The organism is Thioclava pacifica DSM 10166 (assembly GCF_000714535.1).
GTDB classification, from domain to species: Bacteria; Pseudomonadota; Alphaproteobacteria; order Rhodobacterales; family Rhodobacteraceae; genus Thioclava; species Thioclava pacifica.
This window is the reverse complement of the sequence record NZ_AUND01000023.1, coordinates 1-23,940: the sequence shown is the minus strand read 5'-3', so window position 1 is coordinate 23,940 and position 23,940 is coordinate 1. Positions and strand designations below refer to the sequence as shown.

24 protein-coding genes are annotated in these 23,940 nt (G+C 64.3%); 15 read left to right on the top strand and 9 right to left on the bottom strand.

Annotated features, from left to right (window positions below):
• Window positions 1-9 precede the first annotated feature (9 nt).
• Window positions 10-1,029, top strand: a complete 1,020-nt coding sequence (locus TP2_RS09425; RefSeq protein ID WP_038076583.1) for an aldo/keto reductase — start codon at window positions 10-12, stop codon at window positions 1,027-1,029.
• A gap of 6 nt (window positions 1,030-1,035) precedes the next feature.
• Here TP2_RS09425 and TP2_RS09420 read toward each other — a convergent pair whose 3' ends face one another.
• Entirely contained in the window at window positions 1,036-1,998 is a 963-nt protein-coding gene (locus TP2_RS09420) for an L-threonylcarbamoyladenylate synthase (protein ID WP_038076577.1), read from the bottom strand.
• A gap of 114 nt (window positions 1,999-2,112) precedes the next feature.
• On the opposite strand from TP2_RS09420, the gene TP2_RS09415 reads away from it, so the two are divergent.
• The 5 genes from TP2_RS09415 (at window position 2,113) to TP2_RS09395 (ending at window position 6,212) form a co-directional block, all read left to right on the top strand.
• The gene (locus TP2_RS09415) at window positions 2,113-3,804 is read left to right on the top strand and encodes an acyl-CoA dehydrogenase (protein WP_038076576.1); all 1,692 of its coding nucleotides are present in this window, start codon (window positions 2,113-2,115) and stop codon (window positions 3,802-3,804) included.
• Entirely contained in the window at window positions 3,801-4,838 is a 1,038-nt protein-coding gene (locus TP2_RS09410; protein WP_038076575.1) for an MBL fold metallo-hydrolase, read from the top strand. The genes TP2_RS09415 and TP2_RS09410 overlap by 4 nt, the downstream gene beginning before the upstream one ends.
• Window positions 4,835-5,329 carry a DUF6173 family protein gene (locus tag TP2_RS09405; RefSeq protein WP_051692427.1) on the top strand — a complete coding sequence of 165 codons (495 nt, stop codon included), beginning with the start codon at window positions 4,835-4,837 and terminating at the stop codon, window positions 5,327-5,329. Before TP2_RS09410 ends, TP2_RS09405 begins: the two co-directional genes overlap by 4 nt.
• Window positions 5,330-5,391: 62 nt before the next feature.
• Window positions 5,392-5,526: an aa3-type cytochrome c oxidase subunit IV gene (locus TP2_RS09400; protein WP_038076574.1), complete on the top strand. Its 135-nt coding sequence runs from the start codon at window positions 5,392-5,394 to the stop codon at window positions 5,524-5,526.
• Window positions 5,527-5,576: 50 nt separating this feature from the next.
• Window positions 5,577-6,212: a hypothetical protein gene (locus TP2_RS09395; protein WP_240473740.1), complete on the top strand. Its 636-nt coding sequence runs from the start codon at window positions 5,577-5,579 to the stop codon at window positions 6,210-6,212.
• An 8-nt stretch (window positions 6,213-6,220) separates the two neighbouring features.
• On the opposite strand, the gene TP2_RS09390 is transcribed toward TP2_RS09395, so the two are convergent.
• A complete protein-coding gene (locus TP2_RS09390) occupies window positions 6,221-7,309 on the bottom strand; it encodes an AbrB family transcriptional regulator (protein WP_051692426.1) in 1,089 nt (362 codons plus the stop codon).
• Between the two features lie 297 nt (window positions 7,310-7,606).
• Between TP2_RS09390 and TP2_RS09385 the strand changes: the two genes are divergently transcribed.
• The 3 genes from TP2_RS09385 (at window position 7,607) to TP2_RS09375 (ending at window position 11,086) form a co-directional block, all read left to right on the top strand.
• A complete protein-coding gene (locus tag TP2_RS09385; RefSeq protein WP_038076573.1) occupies window positions 7,607-8,557 on the top strand; it encodes a TAXI family TRAP transporter solute-binding subunit in 951 nt (316 codons plus the stop codon).
• 70 nt (window positions 8,558-8,627) lie between these two features.
• Entirely contained in the window at window positions 8,628-10,712 is a 2,085-nt protein-coding gene (locus TP2_RS09380; protein WP_038076565.1) for a TRAP transporter permease, read from the top strand.
• Window positions 10,709-11,086: a DUF1850 domain-containing protein gene (locus TP2_RS09375; protein ID WP_038076562.1), complete on the top strand. Its 378-nt coding sequence runs from the start codon at window positions 10,709-10,711 to the stop codon at window positions 11,084-11,086. Before TP2_RS09380 ends, TP2_RS09375 begins: the two co-directional genes overlap by 4 nt.
• Before the next feature lie 6 nt (window positions 11,087-11,092).
• On the opposite strand, the gene TP2_RS09370 is transcribed toward TP2_RS09375, so the two are convergent.
• On the bottom strand, window positions 11,093-11,680 hold the full coding sequence (locus TP2_RS09370) for a cupin domain-containing protein (protein ID WP_038076559.1): 588 nt from the start codon (window positions 11,678-11,680) through the stop codon (window positions 11,093-11,095).
• A gap of 161 nt (window positions 11,681-11,841) precedes the next feature.
• On the opposite strand from TP2_RS09370, the gene TP2_RS09365 reads away from it, so the two are divergent.
• Complete coding sequence (locus TP2_RS09365) at window positions 11,842-13,116, top strand: 4-aminobutyrate--2-oxoglutarate transaminase (RefSeq protein ID WP_038076556.1); 1,275 nt, start codon at window positions 11,842-11,844, stop codon at window positions 13,114-13,116.
• A gap of 2 nt (window positions 13,117-13,118) precedes the next feature.
• Window positions 13,119-14,573: an NAD-dependent succinate-semialdehyde dehydrogenase gene (locus tag TP2_RS09360; protein WP_038076553.1), complete on the top strand. Its 1,455-nt coding sequence runs from the start codon at window positions 13,119-13,121 to the stop codon at window positions 14,571-14,573.
• A gap of 83 nt (window positions 14,574-14,656) precedes the next feature.
• On the opposite strand, the gene TP2_RS09355 is transcribed toward TP2_RS09360, so the two are convergent.
• The gene (locus tag TP2_RS09355) at window positions 14,657-16,108 is read right to left on the bottom strand and encodes a sensor histidine kinase (protein WP_051692422.1); all 1,452 of its coding nucleotides are present in this window, start codon (window positions 16,106-16,108) and stop codon (window positions 14,657-14,659) included.
• Window positions 16,105-16,830: a response regulator transcription factor gene (locus TP2_RS09350; protein ID WP_038076550.1), complete on the bottom strand. Its 726-nt coding sequence runs from the start codon at window positions 16,828-16,830 to the stop codon at window positions 16,105-16,107. The genes TP2_RS09355 and TP2_RS09350 overlap by 4 nt, the downstream gene beginning before the upstream one ends.
• A 202-nt stretch (window positions 16,831-17,032) precedes the next feature.
• Between TP2_RS09350 and TP2_RS09345 the strand changes: the two genes are divergently transcribed.
• From TP2_RS09345 to TP2_RS09330, 4 genes are all read left to right on the top strand, one after another.
• Window positions 17,033-18,280 carry an ABC transporter substrate-binding protein gene (locus TP2_RS09345; protein ID WP_084714127.1) on the top strand — a complete coding sequence of 416 codons (1,248 nt, stop codon included), beginning with the start codon at window positions 17,033-17,035 and terminating at the stop codon, window positions 18,278-18,280.
• A 72-nt stretch (window positions 18,281-18,352) separates the two neighbouring features.
• Window positions 18,353-19,225 (top strand): carbohydrate ABC transporter permease, encoded by an 873-nt coding sequence (locus TP2_RS09340; protein ID WP_038076549.1) that lies wholly within the window; start codon window positions 18,353-18,355, stop codon window positions 19,223-19,225.
• Window positions 19,218-20,126 (top strand): carbohydrate ABC transporter permease, encoded by a 909-nt coding sequence (locus TP2_RS09335; RefSeq protein WP_038076548.1) that lies wholly within the window; start codon window positions 19,218-19,220, stop codon window positions 20,124-20,126. Before TP2_RS09340 ends, TP2_RS09335 begins: the two co-directional genes overlap by 8 nt.
• Before the next feature lie 4 nt (window positions 20,127-20,130).
• Window positions 20,131-21,222 carry an ABC transporter ATP-binding protein gene (locus TP2_RS09330; RefSeq protein ID WP_038076546.1) on the top strand — a complete coding sequence of 364 codons (1,092 nt, stop codon included), beginning with the start codon at window positions 20,131-20,133 and terminating at the stop codon, window positions 21,220-21,222.
• 82 nt (window positions 21,223-21,304) lie between these two features.
• Here the strand turns inward: TP2_RS09330 and TP2_RS09325 are convergent, their stop codons facing one another.
• From TP2_RS09325 to TP2_RS09310, 4 genes are all read right to left on the bottom strand, one after another.
• Entirely contained in the window at window positions 21,305-21,748 is a 444-nt protein-coding gene (locus TP2_RS09325) for a YtoQ family protein (RefSeq protein ID WP_038076545.1), read from the bottom strand.
• Window positions 21,749-21,905: 157 nt separating this feature from the next.
• Window positions 21,906-22,142, bottom strand: a complete 237-nt coding sequence (locus TP2_RS09320; protein WP_038076544.1) for a thioredoxin family protein — start codon at window positions 22,140-22,142, stop codon at window positions 21,906-21,908.
• A 12-nt stretch (window positions 22,143-22,154) separates the two neighbouring features.
• A complete protein-coding gene (locus TP2_RS09315) occupies window positions 22,155-23,219 on the bottom strand; it encodes a permease (RefSeq protein ID WP_038076540.1) in 1,065 nt (354 codons plus the stop codon).
• On the bottom strand, window positions 23,216-23,506 hold the full coding sequence (locus TP2_RS09310) for an ArsR/SmtB family transcription factor (protein ID WP_038076534.1): 291 nt from the start codon (window positions 23,504-23,506) through the stop codon (window positions 23,216-23,218). The genes TP2_RS09315 and TP2_RS09310 overlap by 4 nt, the downstream gene beginning before the upstream one ends.
• Window positions 23,507-23,940: the final 434 nt, after the last annotated feature.

Sequence of the window (23,940 nt, the reverse complement as noted above, 5' to 3'; positions counted from 1 at the left end):
GAGGAGCCCATGCCGCAGATCACCCTCAACCGCCGCTCGCTGGGCAAAGGCCCAGAGGTCTCCGAACTGTGCCTCGGTGCGATGATGTTCGGTGCGCAAACCGAGCCCGCGATGGCAGAGGACATGATCGCGCGCTTTGCCGAGGCCGGGGGCAGCTTCATCGACACCGCCGATGCCTATGCCGATGGGCGCAGCGAAGAGATCGTCGGGCGCGCCATCGCGGCGCGGCGCGACGACTGGTTCCTCGCGACCAAGGTGGGCAACAAGCTGGCCGGACAGCCCGATAGCGGTGGGCTGTCGGGGCGCTGGATCACCGAGGGTCTCAAGCGCAGCCTCGAGCGGCTCGGCACCGGGTCGATCGACCTCTACTACCTGCATCGCGACGACGAGGCCACGCCATTGGAGGAGGTCATCGAGGCGCTGGGGCAGGCGCTCGAAGAGGGCAAGATCCACAACTGGGGCTTCTCCAACTTCCGCGCCTGGAAGATTGCCGAAATGGTCCGCATTGCCGACAAACTGGGCGTGGCGCGCCCGCTCGCGGCGCAGCCCTATTATCATGCGCTCTATCGCCTGGCCGAGATCGACTACCTGCCCGCCTGCGGGCATTTCGGCATCGGTGTCGTGCCCTATTCGCCGCTCGCGCGCGGTGTGCTGACCGGCAAATATGTCGGCGGAATTCCCGAGGGCTCGCGCGCGGCGCGCGGTGATCAGCGCATCACCGAGACCGAGTTCCGCCCCGATCTCCTCGCCGCCGCCGAGCGCGTCGACACCCATGCCCGCGCGAGCGGTCGCCGCACCGCCGATCTCGCGGTGCGGTGGGTACTGGAGAACCGGATCGTGTCGAGCGTGCTGATCGGGCCGAAAAATCCCGAGCAGCTCGAAGGCTATCTGAGCGGACCGGGCACCGACTACACCGCCGAGGACGAAGCCTTCATCGAAAGCGTGGTACCTGTGGGCGCCGTGGTGGGCAATTATGCCGACCCGGCTTATCCCTTCCGCGGGCGCGTCACGCCGCTGCGCGACGCCTGAGCACGCTCAGTCGCGCGGGGCCGCCGCGCGACGCAGGCGATCGTTGATCGCGCGCCCCAGCCCGGTTTCGGGGATCGGCGCGAAGGCCAGCGTTCCCGCCTCACGCCGTCGCGCCAGCGCGTCACCCTCGCGCAGCATCGCGAAAAGATTGGCCGCGGCCTCGGTCAGCTCGCCCTTGGGCGAGAGGTTCAGATCGGCGCCCGCGCAATCCGCACCAAAGCCGATCCAGATCTCGTCCGGGCGAGGCTGCATCGCCTCCAGCCGCACCGCCGCCCCCGGCGCATAATGGGATTTCAGCTGCCCCGGCGCGTTGGGCTTCGACGCATCGCCGCCGATCGGCAATGGCGCGCCCAGAACCATTTCCAGCTCCTCCGCCGCAATCCCGCCGGGACGCAACAGCGCGGGCGGATCGAGCGAGAGGATCGTCGATTCCACCCCCACCTCGCAGGCCCCGCCATCGAGAACTGCCGCGATCTTGCCTGACAGCCCATCGAGCACATGCTGCGCCGTGGTCGGACTGATCTTGCCCGAGGGGTTTGCCGAAGGGGCTGCGATCGGCCCTCCGAACGCCTCGAGCAGCGCGCGCGCCACGGGGTGCGCAGGCAGTCGGATCGCCACTGTATCAAGACCGGCCGTCACCAGATCCGAGAGCCCCGAATCCGCGCGCAGCGGCAGCACAATCGTCAGCGGTCCCGGCCAGAACCGCGCCGCGATCTGGCGCGCGGCATCCGAGACCACCGCGATTTCCTCGACCGCTTCCAGCGAGGCCATATGCACGATCAGCGGATTAAAGCGCGGGCGGCCCTTCGCGGCGAAAATCTCCGCCACGGCTCGATCGTTGCGCGCATCTCCCGCGAGCCCGTAAACGGTCTCCGTCGGCATTGCGACAAGCGCGCCTTCGCGCAGCAGCTCCGCCGCCTTGGCGAAGCCCGTCGTGTCGGGGGCAAGCAGAAGGGTTTCGGTGCTCATGCAGTCGTCACGCAGCGTTGGAGTTGAAGGGGGCTGCCCTTGCGGTAGGGTGAGTTCAACCAGACAGGACATAGACGCGTCGGCTGCAATTGCCAAGCCGCCCGGAGGAGACCCATGAGCTACCGTTCCCCCGTTAACGACATCCGTTTCATTCTCGATCATGTCGTCCCGCTTGCCCCCGTGGCCGAGACCGAAATGTTCGCAGAGGCCACCCCCGACATGGTCGAGGCGATCCTGACCGAAGGCGGCAGGCTCTGTGACGAGGTGATCGCACCGACGAACCGTGATGGCGATCTGACGCCAACGAAGCTCGAAAATGGCGTTGTGCGCTCGGCACCGGGCTTCAAGGAGGCGCTTCAGGCTCTGGCCGAGGGCGGCTGGGTCGGCATCGCGGCCGATCCCGAATATGGCGGGATGGGCCTGCCTCAGGCGATCAACGTGGGCTTCAACGACATGCTCTCGGGGGCAAACTTGTCGCTCCAGCTCAACCCGCTGCTGACGCAAGGCCAGATCGAAGCGCTGGAGCATCACGCGTCCGACGAGCTGAAGGCGCTCTACCTTCCGAAGCTCATCTCGGGCGAGTGGTCGGGCACGATGAACCTGACCGAACCGCAGGCGGGCTCGGACGTGGGCGCGTTGCGCACCAAGGCCGAACCCAACGGCGATGGCACCTATGCGATCACCGGGCAGAAGATCTTCATCACCTGGGGCGACTCGGATGTGGTGAGCAATGTCTGCCATTTGGTGCTCGCCCGCCTGCCCGATGCGGCGCCAGGCACGAAGGGGATCAGCCTGTTCATGGTGCCGAAATTCATCCCTGACGAAAACGGCAATCCGGGCGTTGCGAACTCGCTCAAGGTCGTGTCGCTCGAACATAAGCTGGGCATCCACGGCTCGCCCACCTGCGTGATGAGCTATGAGGGCGCGACCGGCTGGATGGTCGGAGGCGAGCACAAGGGCATGGCTGCGATGTTCACGATGATGAACAACGCACGCCTGAACGTCGGCGCGCAAGGCATCGGCGTGGCCGAGGCCGCCTATCAGAAGGCGCTCGAATACGCCAAGGACCGCGTGCAGTTCACTCCGATCGTCGAACACGCCGACGTGCGCCGGATGCTGGCCGAGATGAAGGCCGAGATCTTCGCCGCGCGCGCGATCGCGCTGGCCTGCGGCGTGGCCATCGACATGGGCCGCGCGACGGGCAAGGAAAGCTGGCAGGCGCGCGCTGCCCTGCTGACCCCGATCGCGAAAGCCTATGGCACCGATATGGGCATCCGCGTGACCAATACCGGCGTGCAGGTCCATGGCGGCATGGGCTATATCGAGGAAACCGGCGCGGCCCAGTTTGCCCGCGACGTTCGCATCACCGCGATCTACGAGGGCACGAATGGCATCCAGGCGATGGATCTCGTCGGCCGCAAGATGATGGATGACGGCGCCGCGGCCTGTCGGCTTCTGCAGGAGGTCGAGGACGAAGCTCAGGCGGCCCGCAGCGAATTCCCGGTTCTGGCCGAGGATGTCTGGCAGGCGGCCGAGGCGATGCGCGAGCATACCGAATGGATGATCGGGCAGGGCATGCAGGACCGCTTCGCGGGTGCCGTGCCCTATCTCGATGCCTTTGCCCGGGTACTGGGTGGCTACTACCACCTGCGCGCCGCGATGGCCGAGGGCCGCAATTCCGCGCGTGGCCATCTCGCCGCCGTTTACATCCGCCGCCTCATGCCGATCTACGCAGCCTCGCTCGCCGAGGCGAAGGAAGGGGCTGAGGGGCTCTACGCGCTGTCGGTCGAAGACCTCGAGGCATGAGGGGCGAGAGCGCCGGCATTCGATACCCCTGGGCGGAACCGCCTCGGAGCGGCGAGGCGATCGAGGTGGCGCCGAGCGTGCTGTGGTTGCGCCTGCCGCTGCCGATGGCGCTCGATCACGTCAATTGTTTCGCGCTCGACGAGGGCGATGGCTGGACGCTGGTCGATCCCGGTATCGACACGCGCAAATGCCGCGCCGCGCTGCAGGCCGCGATGGAGGGGCCGCTTGCGGGCAAGCCCGTCACGCGCGTGCTGGTCACGCATTACCATCCCGATCATATCGGCCTTGCAGGCTGGCTTCAGGCGCAGGGCGCGGAGCTTATCACCACCCGCACCTCTTGGCTCTTCGCGCGGATGCTGCAGCTCGACCCGCAGGACCGGCCCGTGGCCGAAACGCTCGCCTATTACCGGCGCGCGGGGATGGACCCCGCCATTTTGGAAAAGCGCGCAGAGGAGCGCCCCTTCAACTTCGCCGATTGCGTGCATCCGCTGCCGCTCGGTTTCACCCGGATCAGCGAGGGCGACGAGATCACGCTGGGCGGGCGGCGCTGGGTCGTGCGGATGGGCGACGGGCACGCGCCCGAACATGCGACGCTCTGGAGCCTCGACGACGATCTCGTACTGGGCGGCGATCAGCTTCTGCCCTCGATCTCGGCCAATCTGGGCGTCTATGCGACCGAGCCCGAGGCCGATCCGCTGGCCGACTGGCTGACCTCCTGCGCGCGGTTCGTGGAAGTGGCGGAGGATCGTCACCTTGTCCTGCCCGGGCACAAGCTGCCTTTCACCGGACTGCCGCTGCGCCTGCGCCAGATGGTCGAGAACCACGAGGGCGCGTTGAAGCGTCTGCGCAAGCATCTGGACACGCCACGCACCGCAGGCGAATGCTTCCCGCCGCTTTTCAAGCGCCAGATCGACGAGGGCACTTACGGGCTCGCGCTGGTCGAGGCGATGGCGCATCTCAATCATCTTTGGCACAAGGGGGAGGTCAGCCGCACTCTGCGCGAGGACGGCGCCTGGATCTGGAGCCTGAGATGACCGAGATACGCACCACCGCCGAAGCGCAGGAAGAAGCCGCCCTGCCGCGGGCCAAGGTGGTGCATACCGCGAGCGACGCGCCCCAGACGGCGGAGGTCAAGCCACTTCCGCCCGAACTCACCCGCGAGCCGCCCGAGGACAAGAGCCCCGCGCAATGGGCCTATGAGCGTGTGCTGCTCTACATCCAGAACTTCGAAGAACAACTGAAGGAAGACGAGGAGGTCGTGCTCGGCCTGACCGGCGGCGAGGCCGGGGTGCTCCAGATCGAGGGGATCGGCTTTTTCGATCCCGACATCCTGACCTTCTACGGCACCGACGAATACGGCGCGCGGACGCAACTCATCCAGCATGTGAACCAGCTCAACGTGATGCTGATCGCCCAGCCCAAGCTGCCCGAGGACGAGGCGCCGCGCCGGATCGGCTTTCGGCTGGCCCGCGCGCTCGAAGAGGACTCCAAAGCGCAGAAGACTCCACCGAAACAGGAGGCGTGACAGGCGCGCAAGGCTCGGCTAGGTTTTGCTCTGGGAGAATGGCGCAATAGGGAGTACGCGCAATGGCCGACTACAAGCCGGGCAATATGGATATCCGTGTCCAGGAAAGAACATTCGCAGGATTTGTGCGCTTCGTCACAGTCTCGGTTGTTGTGATCATCTGCTTTCTGGTGTTTCTCGCTCTTGTGAACGGCTGACGCGACCGGCGCAGCTGAAAGAGACACGCTCAGAACGGGAGATCGGGCAGATGATGCGCCTGCTTCTCGTCTGCCTGATGCTGCCGCTTCTGCTGGCCGGCTGTGGTGCAGACAATATTTACGCCTCGGATGCCGAGGTGGCCAAGTATCGCTACGTCTCCGAAGAGCCGCCTTCGTTGACGCTCTACACGGTGATCAGCACCAACACGGGTGCGGGCGGACATTCGGCGTTGATGATCAACGGGCGCGAGCGGATCATCTTCGATCCGGCCGGCACCTGGAATCACCCCTGGGCGCCCGAGCGCAACGATGTGCATTTCGGCATCACCGAGAAGATGCGGAAATTCTATGTCGATTATCATGCTCGCGAGAGCTGGTATGTGCGCGCGCAGACGATGCCACTGACAATGGCTCAGGCCGATCAGTTGATGGCACGGGTCGAGCGTAACGGCTCGGTCAACAAAATGATGTGCGCGGATTCGGTCTCGAGCGCGCTGCGCGACATGCCGTGGCTGCACGACAAGATCCCCTTCACCTTCTCGCCGATCAAGCTGTCGAAGGCCTTCGGGGAGTTGCCTGGGGTGGTGACAAAGGATCACTACGACAACGACCCGGATGACAATTCCGGCGTGCTCTTGATCCAGCAAGAGCCCTATCGCCACGGCGAGACGGCGTTCAACCAGTGACCTGATCCTTAGCGGGTCCGCAATTGCCGGCGCGACAAGGCGCGAGCGAGGGCGGGCCCGGCTATCAAAACGAGCAGGAAACGCGCGATCTGCATCGCCATGACGAAGGGCACATCGACCTGCGTGCCCGCCGCGATGATCGCCACCGAATCCGCCCCACCGGGGCTGGTGGCGAGATAGGCAGTCACGGGATCGATCCCTGCGAAATGGACCAGCGCCATAGCGAAACCTGCGCAAATCGCAATCAACGCCAGGATCGAGCCCAGAATGCGCGGCAGCAGGCGCGCGGCGTGGCGCAGCACCTCACGGGTAAAGCGCATCCCGATCCCCCAGCCGACGATCGCATAGCTGAGTGCGAGCACCGTCTGCGGCAGAGTGATCTCGATCAGCCCCAGCGCGCTGAAAAGCAGGCCACTCGCCATCGGGAAGAGAAGCCCGCCACCGGGGATCCTCAGCTTCAATCCGAGAAAGGCCGTGCCGATCCCCAGCACGAGGCTCTTGGCGATCTCCAGCATCGCGCCCGCCTCGGGTTGGGGGCGCATCGCCGCGACGCTGCCGGGCTCGACCACGCCGAAGAGCCCCACAACGGCAGTTGCAGCGATCGCGCAGCACGCGACACGGGTATATTGCATCACCGCGACCAACCGCATATCGGCGCCGAAATCATCTGACATCAGCGTCATTACCGTTGCGGCGCCCGGCGAGGAGCCCCAGATCGCGGTCGTCCCGGGCAAGCCGCCAGAGCGCGCCATGGCCCAGCCCAGCGCCGAGGCACCGAGCACCGTCGAGAGCGTTCCCGCGAGGAAGATCGGCCAGTCGCGAGCAATCTCGGGCAGTATGCTTGCGGGGAGTTTCGAGGCGATCATCACGCCAACCACACCCTGCGCAGCCACGAAGGCCGCGCGCGGCAGTTTCACCGCACCGCCGCTTGAGGCAAGCGCGATGGCCACCGCCATCGGGCCAAGCAGGAAGGCGGCCGAAAGATGCACTGCGGCCAGAAACGCGGCCAGCAGGCCCGATCCGACCAGCAACACAGCCCAACGCAAACCGTGCGGCCAGCGCGCAGGATCGAAAGCTCGGGATCTGGTTGTGGGCATGATGGCTCGCACAGGCGGATTTCCTGTGTCGTCCCCACCAGATCGCGCCTGCTCCGTCAAGCTTCCACATCGCGCAGGTGCCTGTGCAAGGGCACCCCACCTACTCCGGCACTCGCAAACGCGCGAGGGAGCTGTGCGAGACCACTGCCTCTTCTTGCGGCAATGTGCCCTGTAACCCCGGGGAGAACAGACGTTTTCTTGTCGCAGGGCCGTGAATTGATTTGAACTATCCGGTAAAATCGCCACTTTGGGCTCAGTCCCGCCGTCACGAGCGGGCACGTTACATGGGAGGAACGGATGTTTCACAACATCAAGCTCGGCGCGCTGGTCGCCGGGGCCATTGCGCTTAGTGCACCTGTCGCTCACGCTGAGAATTTCATCAACATCCTGACCGGGGGTACCTCGGGCGTCTATTATCCGCTCGGCGTCGCGATCTCCGAGGTCTATGGCCAGAACATGGAAGGCGCCCGCGTTCAGGTGCAGTCGACCAAGGCGTCGGTCGAGAACCTCAACCTGCTTCAGCAGGGCCGCGGCGAGCTGGCCTTCGCGCTCGGGGATTCGGTGAAGGATGCCTGGGAAGGCAACCCCGAGGCGGGTTTCAAGGCACCGCTGGGCAAGCTGCGTGCGATCGCGGCGATCTATCCGAACTTCATCCAGATCGCAGCGCTGAAAGATGCCGAGGCGACCACGATCACCGATCTCAAGGGCAAGAGCCTCTCGGTCGGCGCGGCGAAATCGGGTACCGAGCTGAACGCGCGCAAGATCTTCGACGCTGCGGGCATGAGCTACGACGACATGGGCAAGATCGAATACCTGCCCTTCTCGGAATCTGTCGAACTGATGAAGAACCGCCAGCTCGACGCAACCTTCCAGTCCTCGGGGCTTGGCAATGCCGCGCTGAAGGATCTCTCGACCACGCAGGCCGTCACCTTCGTCGCGATCCCCGCCGATATCGCCGAGAAGCTGGGCGCGCCCTACAAGGCTGGCGTGATCCCCGCGGGCACCTACCCGAACCAGGATGCTGATGTGCCGACGGTAGCGATCACCAACATCCTCGTCACCCGCGAGGGCGTCTCGGATGAGGAAGCCTACCAGATGACGAAGCTGATCTTCGAACATCTCGACACGCTCAAGGCCGCGCATTCGGCGGCTGGCGGCATCTCGCTCGAAGATGCGGTGAAGGGTCTGCCGATCCCGCTGCATCCGGGCGCCGAACGCTACTATAAGGAAATGGGCGTTCTGCAATAATCCCGCGTAAAGACGGGGTCGGGGCGACGCGCAATGTCGGGTCGCCCCTTGATATTTCAGGGAGGAAACGATGACCGATACGAGCAAGGAAGCCGAGGTCGATGCCATCATGCACGACCCGCTGGCCGATGGGTTTCCGCATAGCCGCGAAGGGCGCGTGCTGTTCTGGCTCGCTGTGGCCTTCTCGGTCTGGCAGATCGCCTTCGCCGCCCATGTGATCAGCCCTTCGAGCCAGATCGCGCGCGCGGTCCATGTGGGCTTCCTGCTGGCTCTCGGTTTTCCGCTTCTCTCCATCGCGAAAGGCTTCGGCCCGCTCGGTCGGAGTTTGGCCTATCTGCTTGCCGCGGGCGGCGTGGCCGTCGCGGCATATCAGTGGATCGAATACACCCCGCTTCTGCTGCGCGCGGGCGATCCCAACACGCTCGATCTGGTGATGGGCGTGTTGCTTCTGATCACCGTCTTCACTGCTGCCTGGATGCTGATGGGCCCGGCTTTGCCGATCATCGCGGGTACCTTCTTCCTTTATGCCATGTTCGGCCAACACCTGCCCTCGCCGCTCAACCATCGCGGCTATGCCTTCGAGCAGGTGATCGAGCAGATGAGCTATGGCACCGAAGGGATCTACGGCATCCCGACCTATGTCTCGGCGACCTATATCTTCCTCTTCATCCTGTTCGGCGCCTTTCTCGAGAAGGCCGGGATGATCAAGCTCTTCACCGATGTCTCGCTGGGCCTTGTCGGCCACAAGATGGGCGGCGCGGCGAAGGTCTCGGTGCTCTCCTCGGGTCTGATGGGTACGATTTCGGGCTCGGGCGTGGCCAATGTCGTCACCACCGGGCAGTTCACGATCCCGCTGATGAAGAGCTTCGGCTACCGCTCCGCTTTCGCGGGCGGGGTCGAGGCCACTGCCTCGATGGGCGGTCAGATCATGCCGCCGGTGATGGGGGCGGTCGCCTTCATCATGGCCGAAACACTCGGCGTCGATTACGTCGAGGTCGTGAAAGCCGCGCTGATCCCGGCGATCCTCTATTTCGCGGGCGCCTTCTGGATGGTCCATCTCGAGGCAGGCAAGCGCAACCTGCGCGGCCTTGCCAAATCCGAGCTGCCCTCGCCGCGCAAGGCACTCAAGGAAGGCTGGTATCTGCTGCTGCCGCTGGCGGTGCTCGTGTTCCTTTTGTTCTCGGGCTACACGCCGCTTTTCGCCGGAACGGTCGGCCTTTCGCTGACGGGCCTGCTGATCCTCGGCGGTTCGGTTGCGCTGGGGCTGCCCAACACCGTGATCCGGTCGATATTCTGGATCATCCTCGCGCTGGTCGCCGCGGCGTTCTTCGAGGTCGGAATCTGGGCCGTACTCGCCGCACTCGCGGTGCTGGTCGCGATCAACGCATTCAACAAGGGCGGGCGCGAGACGCTGGCGATCTGCCGTGACAGCCTTGCCGATGGTGCTCGCACCGCACTGCCCGTGGGTATCGCCTGCGCGCTGGTCGGCGTGATCATCGGCGTGATGACCCTGACCGGGGCGGCCACCACTTTCGGCCAGTTCATCGTGGGCGTCGGCAAGTCGAGCCTGTTCCTCTCGCTGATCCTGACGATGATCACCTGTATCGTGCTCGGCATGGGGATCCCGACGATCCCGAACTACATCATCACCTCCTCTATCGCGGGCCCGGCGCTGCTCGACCTCGGCGTGCCGCTGATCGTGAGCCATATGTTCGTCTTCTACTTCGGCATCCTCGCCGATCTGACGCCACCCGTCGCGCTCGCCTGTTTCGCCGCCGCCCCGATTGCCAAGGAAAGCGGCCTGAGGATCAGCTTCGAAGCGATCAAGGTCGCAGCGGCCGGTTTCGTGGTGCCGTTCATGGCGGTCTACACGCCCGCACTGATGTTGCAGGATGGCGGACCGCTGGCGGCCTCGATCGGCTACTGGCCGGCGGTGGCCTATGTGGTGATCAAGGCGCTGCTCGCGCTTTCGCTCTGGGGCGTGGCGGTGATTGGCTGGCTCGGGCGCCCGCTGGCGCTTTGGGAACGTGCGCTTGGCATGATCGCGGGCTTCACCCTGATCGCGGCGCTGCCGCTGACAGATGAGATCGGTTTCGCGCTGGTCGCGCTCTTCGCCGTCACGCTCTGGCTGCGGCGCGAGAAGGCGGCGGCGTGAGCGCGAGCTGCCTCATGGTCGGCGCGGCGATGATCGCGCTGGCCCCGAGCGGCCAGTTCTCCCTCGAATGGACCCATTCCGTCGAGAAGGAGGGCTGGCGCGAGCATTGGCAGGTCACGGACCACGGCACGCTGCGACTGGTTGGTGCGGCGGTGAAGGGGTCGGGCGCGGGAATGGAACCCGGCCCGGGCGGCCATTTCGAGAATGGATGGTGGGTCTGGAAAGCCGACGGTCCCGAGGTGCCCGAGCTGGAACTCGCGGCCTCCGGTGCGACCGTTTCGGGCTGGACGCTTTGCGCAAAAGACTGCCAGACGCTCGGCGTGACGCCCGAGGCGCCGATCCGCATCGCGCCCTGCCCCACGACCGGGAACTGACGGGTCTTAGAAACTCGGCGGGGTCGCGGCGCTAACGATCACGCAGCGCGTTTGCGCCACGTTGCGGAAACGATGCGGCAGGCGGCTATCGAAGAGATAGGCGTCGCCGGCGCGCAAGAGTTCGGTCGTCTCGCCCACGGTCAGCAGCATCTCCCCCTCGATGACGAACCCGCCCTCCTCGCCTTCGTGGCTATAGGCTTCCTCGCCGGTATCCGCGCCGGGCTCGTAGGTCTCATAGAGCAGCAGCAGGTTCGTCTGTCCCTGCTTCCCCCAGCGCTTGAGCGACAGCGCCTTGAGCGCCTCCGCCCCCGCCGAGCGGTAAATCCGGCCCGGGTTGATCTCGGTCAGCTCGCCATGGCGAAACACGAACTTGCCCGGCTCCGCGGGCGCACCGCTGTCGAAGAACTCCGCCAGCGTCATGCCGAGAATCTCGAGGATCTTGCGCAGCGAGGTAATCGAGGGCGAGGTCTTGTTACGCTCGATCAGCGACACCAGACCGTTCGTCACACCCGCCCGCTGCGCCAATTCACGCTGCGACAGACCGCTTTCCTCACGGATCGTCTTCAATCGGTTGCCGACATCGAAATCGCTCAAATCACAATCCTTTCGCAGCCTTGTTCTACGGGCGGCCGCAGGGGCTGACAGACACACTAGACTGTTTAACGCCGTTTAACAAACTAAACGTTGCGAGGTTACATATTAAACGCTAGCGTGCGGCGCATATCCTGATTCTCCGCCAACATGCGAGGCCCGCCATGACCACCAATACCGAGCTTGAAACCCGCCGCGCCGCGGCCCTGGCCCGTGGGGTCGGCGTGCAAACCCAGAATTTCGCGGTCTCGGCCGAGAACGCGACGGTCACCGATGCCGACGGCAAGGAACTGATCGACTTCGCCGCCGGGATCGCGGTGGTGAACACCGGTCACCGCCACCCGAAGGTCATCGAGGCGGTCAAGGCGCAGCTCGACGCCTTCACCCATACCTGCCATCAGGTCATGCCCTATGAGCCCTATGTGCGCCTCGCCGAGCGTCTCAATGAGAAGACCCCGGGCGACTTCGCGAAGAAGTCGATCTTCGTGACCACCGGCGCCGAGTCGGTCGAGAACGCGATCAAGATCGCCCGCGCCTATACCGGCCGCAACGCGGTCATCGCCTTCGGTGGCGCCTTCCACGGCCGGACCTTCATGACGATGACGCTCACCGGCAAGGTCGCGCCCTACAAGGCGGGCTTCGGCCAGATGATGCCCGACATCTACCACGTCCCCTTCCCGAACGCGCTGCATGGCGTGTCGACCGATGACAGCTTCGCCGCGATGGAGAGCCTGTTCAAAACCGATCTCGACCCCTCGCGCCTCGCCGCGGTGATCTTCGAGCCGGTGCAGGGCGAAGGCGGCTTCAACCCGGCCCCGCATGATTTCGTCAAGCGCCTGCGCGCCTTCTGTGACGAGCATGGCATCGTGATGATCGCCGATGAGGTGCAGACCGGCTTCGCCCGCACCGGCACCCTCTTCGCTATGGACGCTTACGGCGTGGCGGCGGACATCACCACGATGGCGAAAGGTCTGGGTGGCGGCCTGCCGATCGCAGCCGTGACCGGCAAGGCCGAAGTCATGGACGCGGCCAACCCGGGCGGTCTGGGCGGCACCTATGGCGGCAACCCGCTGGGCGTCGCGGCCGGTAACGCAGTGCTCGACGTGATCGAGGAAGAAGACCTCTGTTCGCGCGCCAACGAGCTCGGCTCGCGCCTCAAGCAGCGTCTGGAAGCGATCCGCGCCACCATGCCCGAGATCGCCGAAATCCGTGGACCCGGCTTCATGGTCGCGATCGAGCTGATGTCGGACGGCAAGCCTGACGCAGCCCTGACCCAGCGTATCCGTGTCGAGGCGCTCAACCGTGGCCTGCTGCTCCTGACCTGCGGCGTCTATGGCAACGTGATCCGCTTCCTCGCGCCGATCACCATCCCTGACGAGCAGATGGCCAAGGCGCTCGACATCCTCGAAGAGGCGATGGCTGCGGCGAAGGAGGCCTGAGCATGCTGAAGCTGAACGACCCCAGCCTTCTGGAAACCCGCGCCTATGTGAACGGCGAGTGGATCGAGACCGGCAAGACCTTTGATGTCAACGATCCGGCCACCGGGGAACTGGTGGCCAAGGTCACCGATCTCGGCGTGGCCGAGACCCGCGCCGCGATCGAGGCTGCCTATGCGGCGAAACCTGCCTGGGCCGCGCTGACCGGCAAGGAGCGCGCGGGCTATCTGCGCAAATGGTTCGACCTGATGATGGCGAACCAGGACGACCTCGGCGCGATCCTGACCGCCGAGATGGGCAAGCCGCTGACCGAGGCCAAGGGCGAGATCGCCTATGGCGCGTCCTTCATCGAGTGGTTCGCCGAGGAAGCCAAGCGCGTCTATGGCGACGTGATCCCCGGCCACCAGCGCGACAAGCGCATCATCGTGCTCAAACAGCCGGTGGGCGTCGTGGGCTCGATCACGCCGTGGAACTTCCCCAATGCGATGATCGCGCGCAAGGTCGCCCCGGCGCTGGCCGTGGGCTGCACTTTCGTCGGGCGTCCGTCGGAATTCACGCCCCTTTCGGCGCTCGCGATGGCGGTGCTGGCCGAACGCGCGGGCATCCCGGCAGGCGTGGTGAACATCATTCCCGGCCTCGATGCGGCGGGCATGGGCGAGGAGCTTTGCGCCAACCCCAAGGTCGCGAAGATCACCTTCACCGGCTCCACCCGCGTCGGCAAACTGCTGATGAAGCAGGGCTCCGAGACGGTGAAGAAGATCAGCCTGGAACTCGGCGGCAACGCGCCCTTCATCGTCTTTGACGATGCCGATCTCGACGCCGCCGTCGAAGGCGCGCTGATCGCGAAGTTCCGCAATAACGGGCAGACCTGCGTCTGTGCGAACCGGATCTATGTGCAGGCGGGCGTCTATGACGCGTTTGCGGAGAAGCTCGCGGCGAAGCTCGGCACGCTGAAACTCGGCAACGGGTTCGACGAGGGCGTGACCACCGGCCCGCTGATCAACGCCGCAGCTTTGGCCAAGGTCGAGGATCACATCGCGGACGCCACCGAAAAGGGCGCCGAGATCGCGACCGGCGGGCATCGCTCGAACCTTGGGCGGACCTTCTTCGAACCGACGATCCTGACAGGCGTCACGCAGGCGATGAAGGTCGCGCGCGAAGAGACTTTCGGGCCGCTCGCGCCGCTGGTGAAGTTCGAGCACGAGGCCGATGCGGTCGCGATGGCGAATGATACCGAGTTCGGTCTGGCGGGGTATTTCTACTCGCGCGATCTCGCCCGCGTCTGGCGCGTGGCCGAGGCGATGGAAACCGGCATCGTCGGCGTGAACACCGGCATCATCTCGACCGAGGTGGCGCCGTTCGGCGGCATCAAGCAATCGGGGCTGGGCCGCGAGGGCTCGAAATACGGCGCCGACGATTTCCTCGAGATCAAATACATGTGCCTCGGCGGGATCGAATGATCGCTCCGCTGGATTGAACGATCAGGAAGGGCTGGCAAGTGCCGGCCCTTTTCGTTTGGAAAACCGGTTCGGATCCGTGCCCTTTATCCGCGCGCAATCGTCAGGGTCACCCGCAACCCACGCGCGCCTTGCGCGAAACTCAGGTTGCCGCCATGTCCTTCGGCCACGGTGGCGGCAATGGTCAGGCCCAACCCATGACCCGAGACCTGAGCCTCTTGCGGGCCGCGTTCGAACGGCGCGGTGAGCGCGGCCATCACGTCGGGACGGGTCTCGCCGCCCTCGTCCTCCACCACGATCTGCGCGCGCTGTGCATCGGCCTCCAGGCTCACATGTGCGCGCCGTCCGTATTTCAGCGCATTGTCGATCAGGTTCGAGATCGCGCGCTGCAAGGCTATCGGGCGCGCAGTCACGAGGATCTGTCGCTCGGACAGCTCGCCATGGCCCACCCGCGAGGAAAAGAGCGAGCGCGCGCCTTCCGTGCGCACCGGCTCGATCGGGCAAAGCTCGACCGGCTGGCCCGCGTCGCGATAGTCGTCGACCAAGGCCTCGACCAGCGCGCTCAGGCTTAGCTGGCGGGGCGTCTCGACGTTCAGCTCGGAGCGGGTATAGGCAAGCACCCCGTCGATCATCTCGGTCATGCGCTCGATATCGGCGGCAAAACGGTTGCGCAGCGCCTCGTCCTCGATCAGCGCCGCGCGCAAGCGCAGGCGCGTCGCGGGCGAGCCGAGATCGTGACTGACCCCGGATAGCACCATCAGACGTTTCGAGAGTCGCTGGCGCTCGCGGTCGAGATGCAGGTTCACTGCTTCGACGATGGCGGCAAGCTCGGCCGGACCCTCGCGTTCGTAAGCATCGGGCCCGCCGCGCAACTGGCGATCATGCAATTGGCTCGCGAAATCGCTGAAGCGATGCGCGATACGACTGGCGCCCACCAACAGCGCCAGCAGGGCAAACCCGCCCAGCGCCATCGCCGCAATTCGCCGGTCGGGCGGCGCGGCCTGACAGGACCAGAGCGCCGAGCCGTTAAGCCGATACCACGTCCCGCCGGAGCTGCGCAGCACCACCAGCGGATCGCCGCAATAGGTCGAGAGGAGCCGCACGATCTGGCCCAGCATCTCCTGTGCGGCCATGTCCGGCCGGGTGGTCAACCGCCCCACCGGATAGCTCAAATCAGAGGAGATCGCCTCGACCACGAGCTGCGGCATGTTCGTGCCGCTCGGATGCAGACCCGCGACCGGAATATGGGTCAGCAATGCGGGCCGCGGCGCGTCGGACAGCGAGATGAACTGCGCTTTCTCGGCCAGATCGGCATCCGGTTTTGTCAGGGGGTAGGCTTGCAGATCTTTCGGCATCCCCGCGCCGGTCTCGATCGCGGCGAACAAAAGCTGACCGTCGCGATCTGCGCGCAGCAGATGCTCGCGCCAGGCATTCTGGCTGCCGAACCAGAGCCAGGCCGCGGCCACGCCGGCCAGAAAAGCCGCCCCGATCCAGAAGGCCGCCATCGCACGCAGGCTGGGATGGGGCAGCGCCCTCATGTCTCCTCGCGCGTCACGTCGCAGGCAAAGACATATCCTGTGCCGCGCTCGGTGCGTAGCATCTGCGGCGCTTTCGGGTTGCGTTCGATCTTCGAGCGCAGCCGCCCCACCAGTACGTCGATCGCCCGCCCACCGGCATCGGTCTCGGGGTGGTCGCTCAGCGCGGCGGCGATCTCTTCGCGGGTGAGCGGGATATGCGGATTGGCCAGCAGCACCTTCAGAAGCGCGGTCTCCCGGCTCGAGAGCATCACCTGATAGCCGTCGGGCGCGATCACCTCGTCGCGCTTGCCGTCATAACGCCAGCCGCCGAAACGCCAGACGCTCGTTGCGCGGCGATAGCTCAGCGAAGGCGAGCGGCGAACCCGGCGCAACACTGCCTTGACCCGCGCGATCAGCAATTCGGGATTGAAGGGTTTGGCGATGTAGTCATCGGCGCCGACCTCGTAGCCTGCCATGCGCTGATGATCGGCAGAGAGCGCCGAGACGAGGATGATCGGCACGTCTTCCTCCGAGCGCAGCCGCGCGCAGATCTCGATCCCGTTCTCATCGGCGAGCATCACGTCGAGCAGGATCAGATCGACGCGGTTCTCCGCCAGATGAGCGTTGATCTCGGCCTCGCTCGTGGCGGGATGCGCGATGAACCCGTGGCGCTGGAAATAGGTCACCATCATCATGCGCATCTCGGAATCGTCATCGACGATCAGGAGCCGGGGAATAGTCATTCCTGTCCCTTCCTTGCGCGCGACCCAGTTTGGCGCGGCCGAAAAACCCGGAATTGGTAACAGCTTGTAACAAACCCGACAAGAATCTCATGCCGCAGCGCAGAGACCGGGCGGTAACGGGATTGCGACCGAAAAATCGTTTTGCAGAATGTCCACGTTACCGCGCCTCTGGAGGGGGGCGCAGACATCGGGAGGAAAATCGATGACCAAGATGACTGCATTTGCAGCCCTGTCCGCATTTGCCCTGACCGCAGGCAGCGCGTTCGCCGAACCGAAGGCGGAGGTGCTGCACTGGTGGACCTCGGGCGGTGAAGCGAAGGCCGTGGCCGTGCTCCAGCAGGAATTCGCCCAGCGCGGCGGCACCTGGACCGACATGCCGGTCGCCGGGGGCGGCGGCGACGCCGCGATGAGCGCCCTGCGCGCCCGCGTTCTGTCGGGCAACGCCCCGACCGCGGTTCAGCTCAAGGGCCCCGCGATTCAGGAATGGTATGAAGAAGGCGTTCTCGCCGACATCTCGGATGTCGCCGAGGAGCAGCATTGGGCCGATGTTCTGCCCGCGCGCATCGCCGATCACATGAAATGCGACGGCCATTGGTGTGCGGCGCCCGTCAACGTGCACCGCGTAAACTGGGTCTGGGCGAACAAGGCTATCCTCGACGCCAATGGCATCGAGATGCCGAAGACCTGGGACGAGTTCAACGCCGCGGCCGAGAAGCTGAAAGCCGCCGGCATCACGCCGCTCGCGCACGGCGGTCAGGCCTGGCAGGACGCGACCGTGTTCGAGACCGTCGTGCTCGGCCTCGGCGGGCCGGAATTCTACCACAAGGCGCTGGTCGAGCTCGATCAGGACGCGCTGAAATCGGACACGATGAAAGCGGTCTTCGACGAGATGCGCACGCTGCGCGGCTATGTCGATGACAACTTCTCGGGCCGTGACTGGAACCTCGCGACCGCGATGGTGATGAATGGCGAGGCCGCCTTCCAGATCATGGGCGACTGGGCGAAGGGCGAATTCCTCGCCGCAGGCAAAACCCCGGGCACCGATTTCGTCTGCGCGCCGACCCCGGGCGATGCGGGCTTCCTCTATAACGTGGACAGCTTCGCGATGTTCAAGGTCGATGGCGCCGGCAAGCAGGAAGGCCAGAAGATCCTGGCCGAGCTGATCGTCGGTCCCTCCTTCCAGGAGACCTTCAACCTGAACAAGGGCTCGATCCCGGTGCGTACCGACGTGTCGCTCGACAAGTTCGACGATTGCGCGAAGATGTCGGCTGCCGACATGAAGGCCGATGGCGAGAATGGCTCTCTGATGCCGTCTTACGCCCATGGCATGGCGCTGCGTGGCGCTCAGGCCGGTGCGATCACCGATGTCGTAACCGCGCATTTCAACTCGGACATGTCGTCGGAGGAAGCTGTCCAGCAGCTGGCCACCGCCGTCGCCAACTCGATGTAATCGCCTGATTACACCCTTCCGCCCGGTCTCTGCACCCGCAGGGCCGGGCGGACCCCATCTAGGACAAATCCCATGACCGACTGGCTTTCCCGCCATGTCCCAAAGATCGTATTGGCGCCGACCTTCGTGGCCGTGCTGCTCTTCGTCTACGGTTTCATCGCCTGGACGGCCTGGGTCTCGCTGACGCGTTCCAAGCTGATGCCGCGCTATGAAATCGACGGGCTGATCCAATATGAGCGGCTGTTCGCCAGCCCCCGCTGGGACACGGCACTTACCAACCTCTTCATCTTCGGCGCGCTCTTCATCGGCATCTCGATGATCCTCGGGCTGATGCTGGCGATCTTCCTCGATCAGAAGATCCGCATCGAGGGTGCGCTGCGCACGATCTATCTCTACCCGATGGCGCTCTCGATGATCGTCACCGGCACCGCCTGGAAGTGGATCCTGAACCCCGGACTCGGCATCCAGGCGATGGTGCAGGGCTGGGGCTTCGAGAACTTCACCTTCGACTGGCTGATCAATCCCGAGATGGCGCTCTATGCGATCGTTATGGCGGCGGTCTGGCAAGCCTCGGGCTTCGTGATGGCGCTGTTTCTCGCTGGACTGCGCTCGGTCGATGGCGAGATCATCAAGGCCGCGCAAGTGGACGGCATCCCGACCTGGCGCGTCTATACCGCGATCATCATACCCTCGATGGCACCGATCTTCCTGTCGGCCTTCATCGTGCTCGCCCATCTCGCGATCAAGAGCTTCGACCTCGTTATCGCGCTGACCGGCGGTGGCCCCGGCTACGCGACCGACCTGCCCGCGACCTACATGTATGCGATGGCGTTCTCGCGCGGGGATCTCGGCCAGGCGGCCTCCTCGGCGATGATCATGATGCTCGTCGTCTTCACGATCGTGGTTCCCTATCTCTATTCCGAATTGAGGGCGAAGAATGACTGACGCGACCCTGACCCAAACCGGGCGAGAGCCACGGTCGGCCGGCGCGCTGATCGGCCGCCGCCTGCTACGCTGGGGGCTCTATGCGCTGCTGTGCCTCTTCGCGCTCTATTACCTGCTGCCGCTGTTCGTGATGCTGACCACCTCGCTCAAATCGCTCGAGGAGATCCGCACCGGGAGCCTCGTCGCGCTTCCACGCGAGGTGACCTTCGACGCCTGGGGCAAGGCCTGGAGCGGCGCCTGCACCGGTATCCAGTGCGAGGGGCTGCGTCCCTTCTTCTGGAACTCGGTGATGATGGCGGTGCCGGGCGTGCTTCTCTCGACGCTGATCGGCGCCCTGAACGGCTACATCTTCGCGCAATGGCGGTTCCGCGGCGCGAACCTGTTCTTTGCCTTCCTTCTCTTTGGCTGCTTCATCCCCTTCCAGGTGGTGCTGCTGCCGATGGCGCGAATGCTGGGAATCTTCGGACTTGCGGGGACCATCCCGGGACTGATCTTCGTGCACACGATCTACGGTCTCGGCTTCACCACGCTGTTCTTCCGCAACTACTATGTGACGATCCCGCATGAGCTGGTGCGCGCAGCCAAGATCGACGGGGCGGGCTTCTTCCGCATCTTCTGGTCGATCTTCCTGCCGCTCTCGCTGCCGATCGCGGTGGTCACGATCATCTGGCAATTCACCCAGATCTGGAACGACTTCCTCTTCGGTGTCTCGTTCAGCTCGGCCGGATCGCAACCGATCACCGTCGCGCTCAACAACATCGTCAACTCGACCACCGGCGTGAAGGAATACAACGTCGACATGGCCGCCGCGATCATCGCGGGCCTGCCGACGCTCTTCGTCTACATCGTCGCCGGGAAATACTTCATCCGCGGGCTGACCGCCGGTTCCGTGAAAGGCTGATCTCATGGCACCCATTCTCGACATCAAGCATCTCTACAAGAACTACGGTTCGACCGAGATCCTGAAGGACATCAACGTCACCATTGAAAAGGGCGATTTCCTCGTTCTGGTCGGCCCTTCGGGCTGCGGGAAATCGACCCTGCTGAACTGCATCGCGGGGCTTGAGGAAATCACCTCGGGCAGCATCGAGATCGACGGGCGTGACATGACCCATGTCAGCCCCAAGGATCGCGACATCGCGATGGTGTTTCAGTCCTACGCGCTCTACCCGACGATGTCGGTGGCGAAGAACATCACCTTCGGGATGAAGGTGCGCGGCATTTCGCAAGAAGAGCAGGATCGCAAGTTGGCTGCTGTCGCCAAGCAGTTGCAAATCGAGCAGCTCCTCAAGCGTCGTCCCGGCCAACTCTCGGGCGGGCAGCGCCAGCGGGTTGCGATGGGCCGTGCGCTGGTCCGCGATCCGGCGCTGTTCCTGTTCGATGAACCGCTCTCGAACCTCGACGCCAAACTGCGCGTCGAGATGCGCTCCGAGATCAAGAAGCTCCATCATCGGCTTGGCGCCTCTATGGTTTATGTGACGCATGACCAGATCGAGGCGATGACGCTGGCAACGAAGATCGTGGTGATGAAAGGGGGCGTGATCCAGCAGATCGGCACGCCGTCGGAAATCTACAATCACCCCGCGAATACCTTCGTCGCGGATTTCATGGGCAGCCCGCCGATGAACCTGATCCCGGCGCGCGCGCATAGCGAAGGCAACGGCACCAAGCTCGAGATCGACCGCGAGGGGCTCGAGCCGATCTTCCTCGATGTGCCGCGCAAGGATCTCCCGGGCGACGTGGTGGTAGGTGTGCGTCCCGAGGATCTCGCCGAAGCTGGCTATCGGTCGGGCGACACCGTTCAGCGCGCCGCGATCCGGGTGGACATGGTCGAGCCTGCGGGCGCGGATACCTTCGTGACGACCCATATGGGCGGCAAGATGATCACCGCGCGGCTACACGCCGAGACCGTCGCCCATCCGGGCGAGATGCTCGATCTCGAGTTCGATCTCGAGAAGGTCACCTTCTTCGAGCCGACCTCCGGTCAACGCATCTGAACGCACTCGAGACGTGAGACGGCCGGACCCGCGAGGGCCCGGCCGTTTTTCTGTGTCCGGCTCCAGGAGGCGCCTGCCCCGCTCAGAGTTTCGCCGTGGTCACGTACCGCAATGCCCGCGCGACCTGTTCGGGGGTACGGGCCACCGCGCTGGCTGCCGCGTCCACCTCCTTGAGCGCGTGGTCATGCTCGGGCGGCTGCAATACGATGATCGACTTGCCCAATGCCGCTGCATATCCCGCATCAAACGCCGCGTTCCATTGCTTGTATTTCTCGCCGAAGCAAACGACGAGCACGTCGCAGCGCTCGATCCCGGTACGAATGCGGATCGCGTTGAGCGAGGCCCCCTTGCGGTCGTGCCAGAACTTGTCTTCCTCGGCGCCGAAAATCTCGACCCCGCAATCATCCGAGGCCGCATGATCGGTGACCGGACCGGACCAGTCGATCTCAAGCCCCTCGCATGCCGCGATCACGGCATCGCGCCAGTCGGTGTGAATCTCGCCTGCCAAGTAAACGCTCAGTCTCATCTCAACTCCCTCTTTTCGGCCGGCTCAGGGTCGGGCAGCGCGCAAATGGCGCAACGGCCAGTCATATCGAGGCCGGAGTCTCGACCATGCAGCGGGGCTTGGCAAGTTGCGCCCGAGATATCCGGCGGTAGCGCCGTCGCGCGTCCCGCCACAGGCTTCACGCATTCAGCCAGCCCGCGAGCCGGTCGGGATCGGGCACCCCCCCCGCATGCACAAGCTTGCCGTCGACAGAAATTCCCGGCGTCGACATCACGCCTGCAAGCGCGATCGCTTTCGGATCGGAAACCTTTTCGACCTCGACCTCGATACCCAGCGTCGCGGCCGCCTGCTTCACCATCTCGGCGGTCGTTTCGCAACGCTTGCAGCCCGGACCATAGACTTTGACGGTTTTCATGTCGCGTTCCTTTCAGAAGAGAAGGTTGAACAAGTAGCCCACAGCGAGAATGCCGCTCGCGACCACGCCGATAAATACGGCGATCAGGCGCAGCGTCAGAACCTGCTTGAGGATGATCATCTCGGGGAGACTGAGTGCGATGACGCTCATCATGAAGGCAAGCACCGTTCCGAGTGCCGCGCCCTTGCCAAGAAGCGCCTCGACGATCGGGATGACGCCCGCCGCATTGGTGTACATCGGGATCCCCATAAGCACCGCGGCCGGAACAGACCACCAGGCATCAGCCCCCATGATCCGCACCATCAGGTCTTCAGGAACGTAACCATGGATCAAGGCGCCCATCGCGATCCCAAGAACGATCCAGATCCAGACCTTTGCGAAGATTTCGCGCACGGCCTGAATGCCGAGCCGATAGCGGTCGACCATGCTCAGACGATCTTCCTCAAGCCCCTCGGGAACCTGTGCACCGGAATGAATGTCGCGCACCCAGTCCTGCAGCCAGCCCTCGAGCCGCAACTTCCCGATCACGAAACCTGCCGAGATCGCGATGCCGAGCCCGAAGACCAGGTAAGTCATCGCCACCTGCCAGCCCACCAATCCGAAGAGAAGCACCAGCGCCACCTCGTTCACCATCGGCGCGGCGATCAGGAAGGAGAACGTTACCCCGAGAGGGACGCCCGCGGAGATGAACCCGATAAACAGGGGGACAGCCGAGCAGGAACAGAACGGCGTCAGAACACCGAGACCCGCCGACAGGATGTTGCCCACCCCCTCGCGCTTGCCAGAGAGCAGGGCGCGGGTCTTCTCGGGGGAGAAGAAACTGCGTACCACGCCCATCGCGAAAACGATGAGCGTCAGCAACATCATGACCTTCGGCACATCATAGAGAAAGAAGGCGATCGCCTCGCCCGCATGGCTGTGGCGGTCGACCGGCACGAGAGAGGTGAGCCAATCCGAGATCTTGATGAGCTGATGATAGAGCCACCACCACGACGCGACGAACCCGGCAACGCCAACATGCCAAAGCCAATCCCGACGCAGAGGAGCTTGCGGATGCCCCGTCATTTCCGTGCTCATGCTGCACTCCTGTCGTTAGCGGAGCCAACCCGGACGATCGCCTCCAGAACCAGCGCGATTTCCGCAGGCATCGTCGGATTGAGACGATAACGCACCCATTGCCGGTCACGTCGGTCGATGACCAGACCAGCGTCCTTGAGGACGCGCATATGACGCGACATCCGACTCTGCGTAGCGCCGATCCGTTCCATCAGTTCGCAAACGCAATGCTCATTCCCATCGCGGAGCAACCGCATCGCCTCGAGACGAGTCGGCTCGGCCAGAGCGGAGAGAACAGACAACAACATGCGACGCCACTTTGGTTCTTGCGCTTCCAATATGCGCATAGGCGCATATTCATTGCCAATCCGCTTTGATCCGCATCAAAGGGCTGATGAAACTGCTGAAAAAAATGCCCTTTGCGATCGCGGCTTACAGCATCGGTTCCTGAGAAAATTCAGCGAGAAACAGCGGAACACATGTCGGCGCGCGCGTGTCTCGCCCAGATGTGCAAGGTCGCTGGAACGCCATTTGCGTCGGTCGGCCTAAAGCTTGCGTGAATTGGGTAAAAACTGACAGCTTCGGGCTACGCTTCAAAGCGATTTCGGGGCCTCGTGGTGTGGTGACCATGTGCCCTCATAACGCTTCGGCCCTGCACCCACGTCGTCATCCGGAACGCATAACGCCCCGCTTTTAGCGAGGCGACTTGTTTGTGGGTATTTTTTGTATTTTGGTTGCGGGA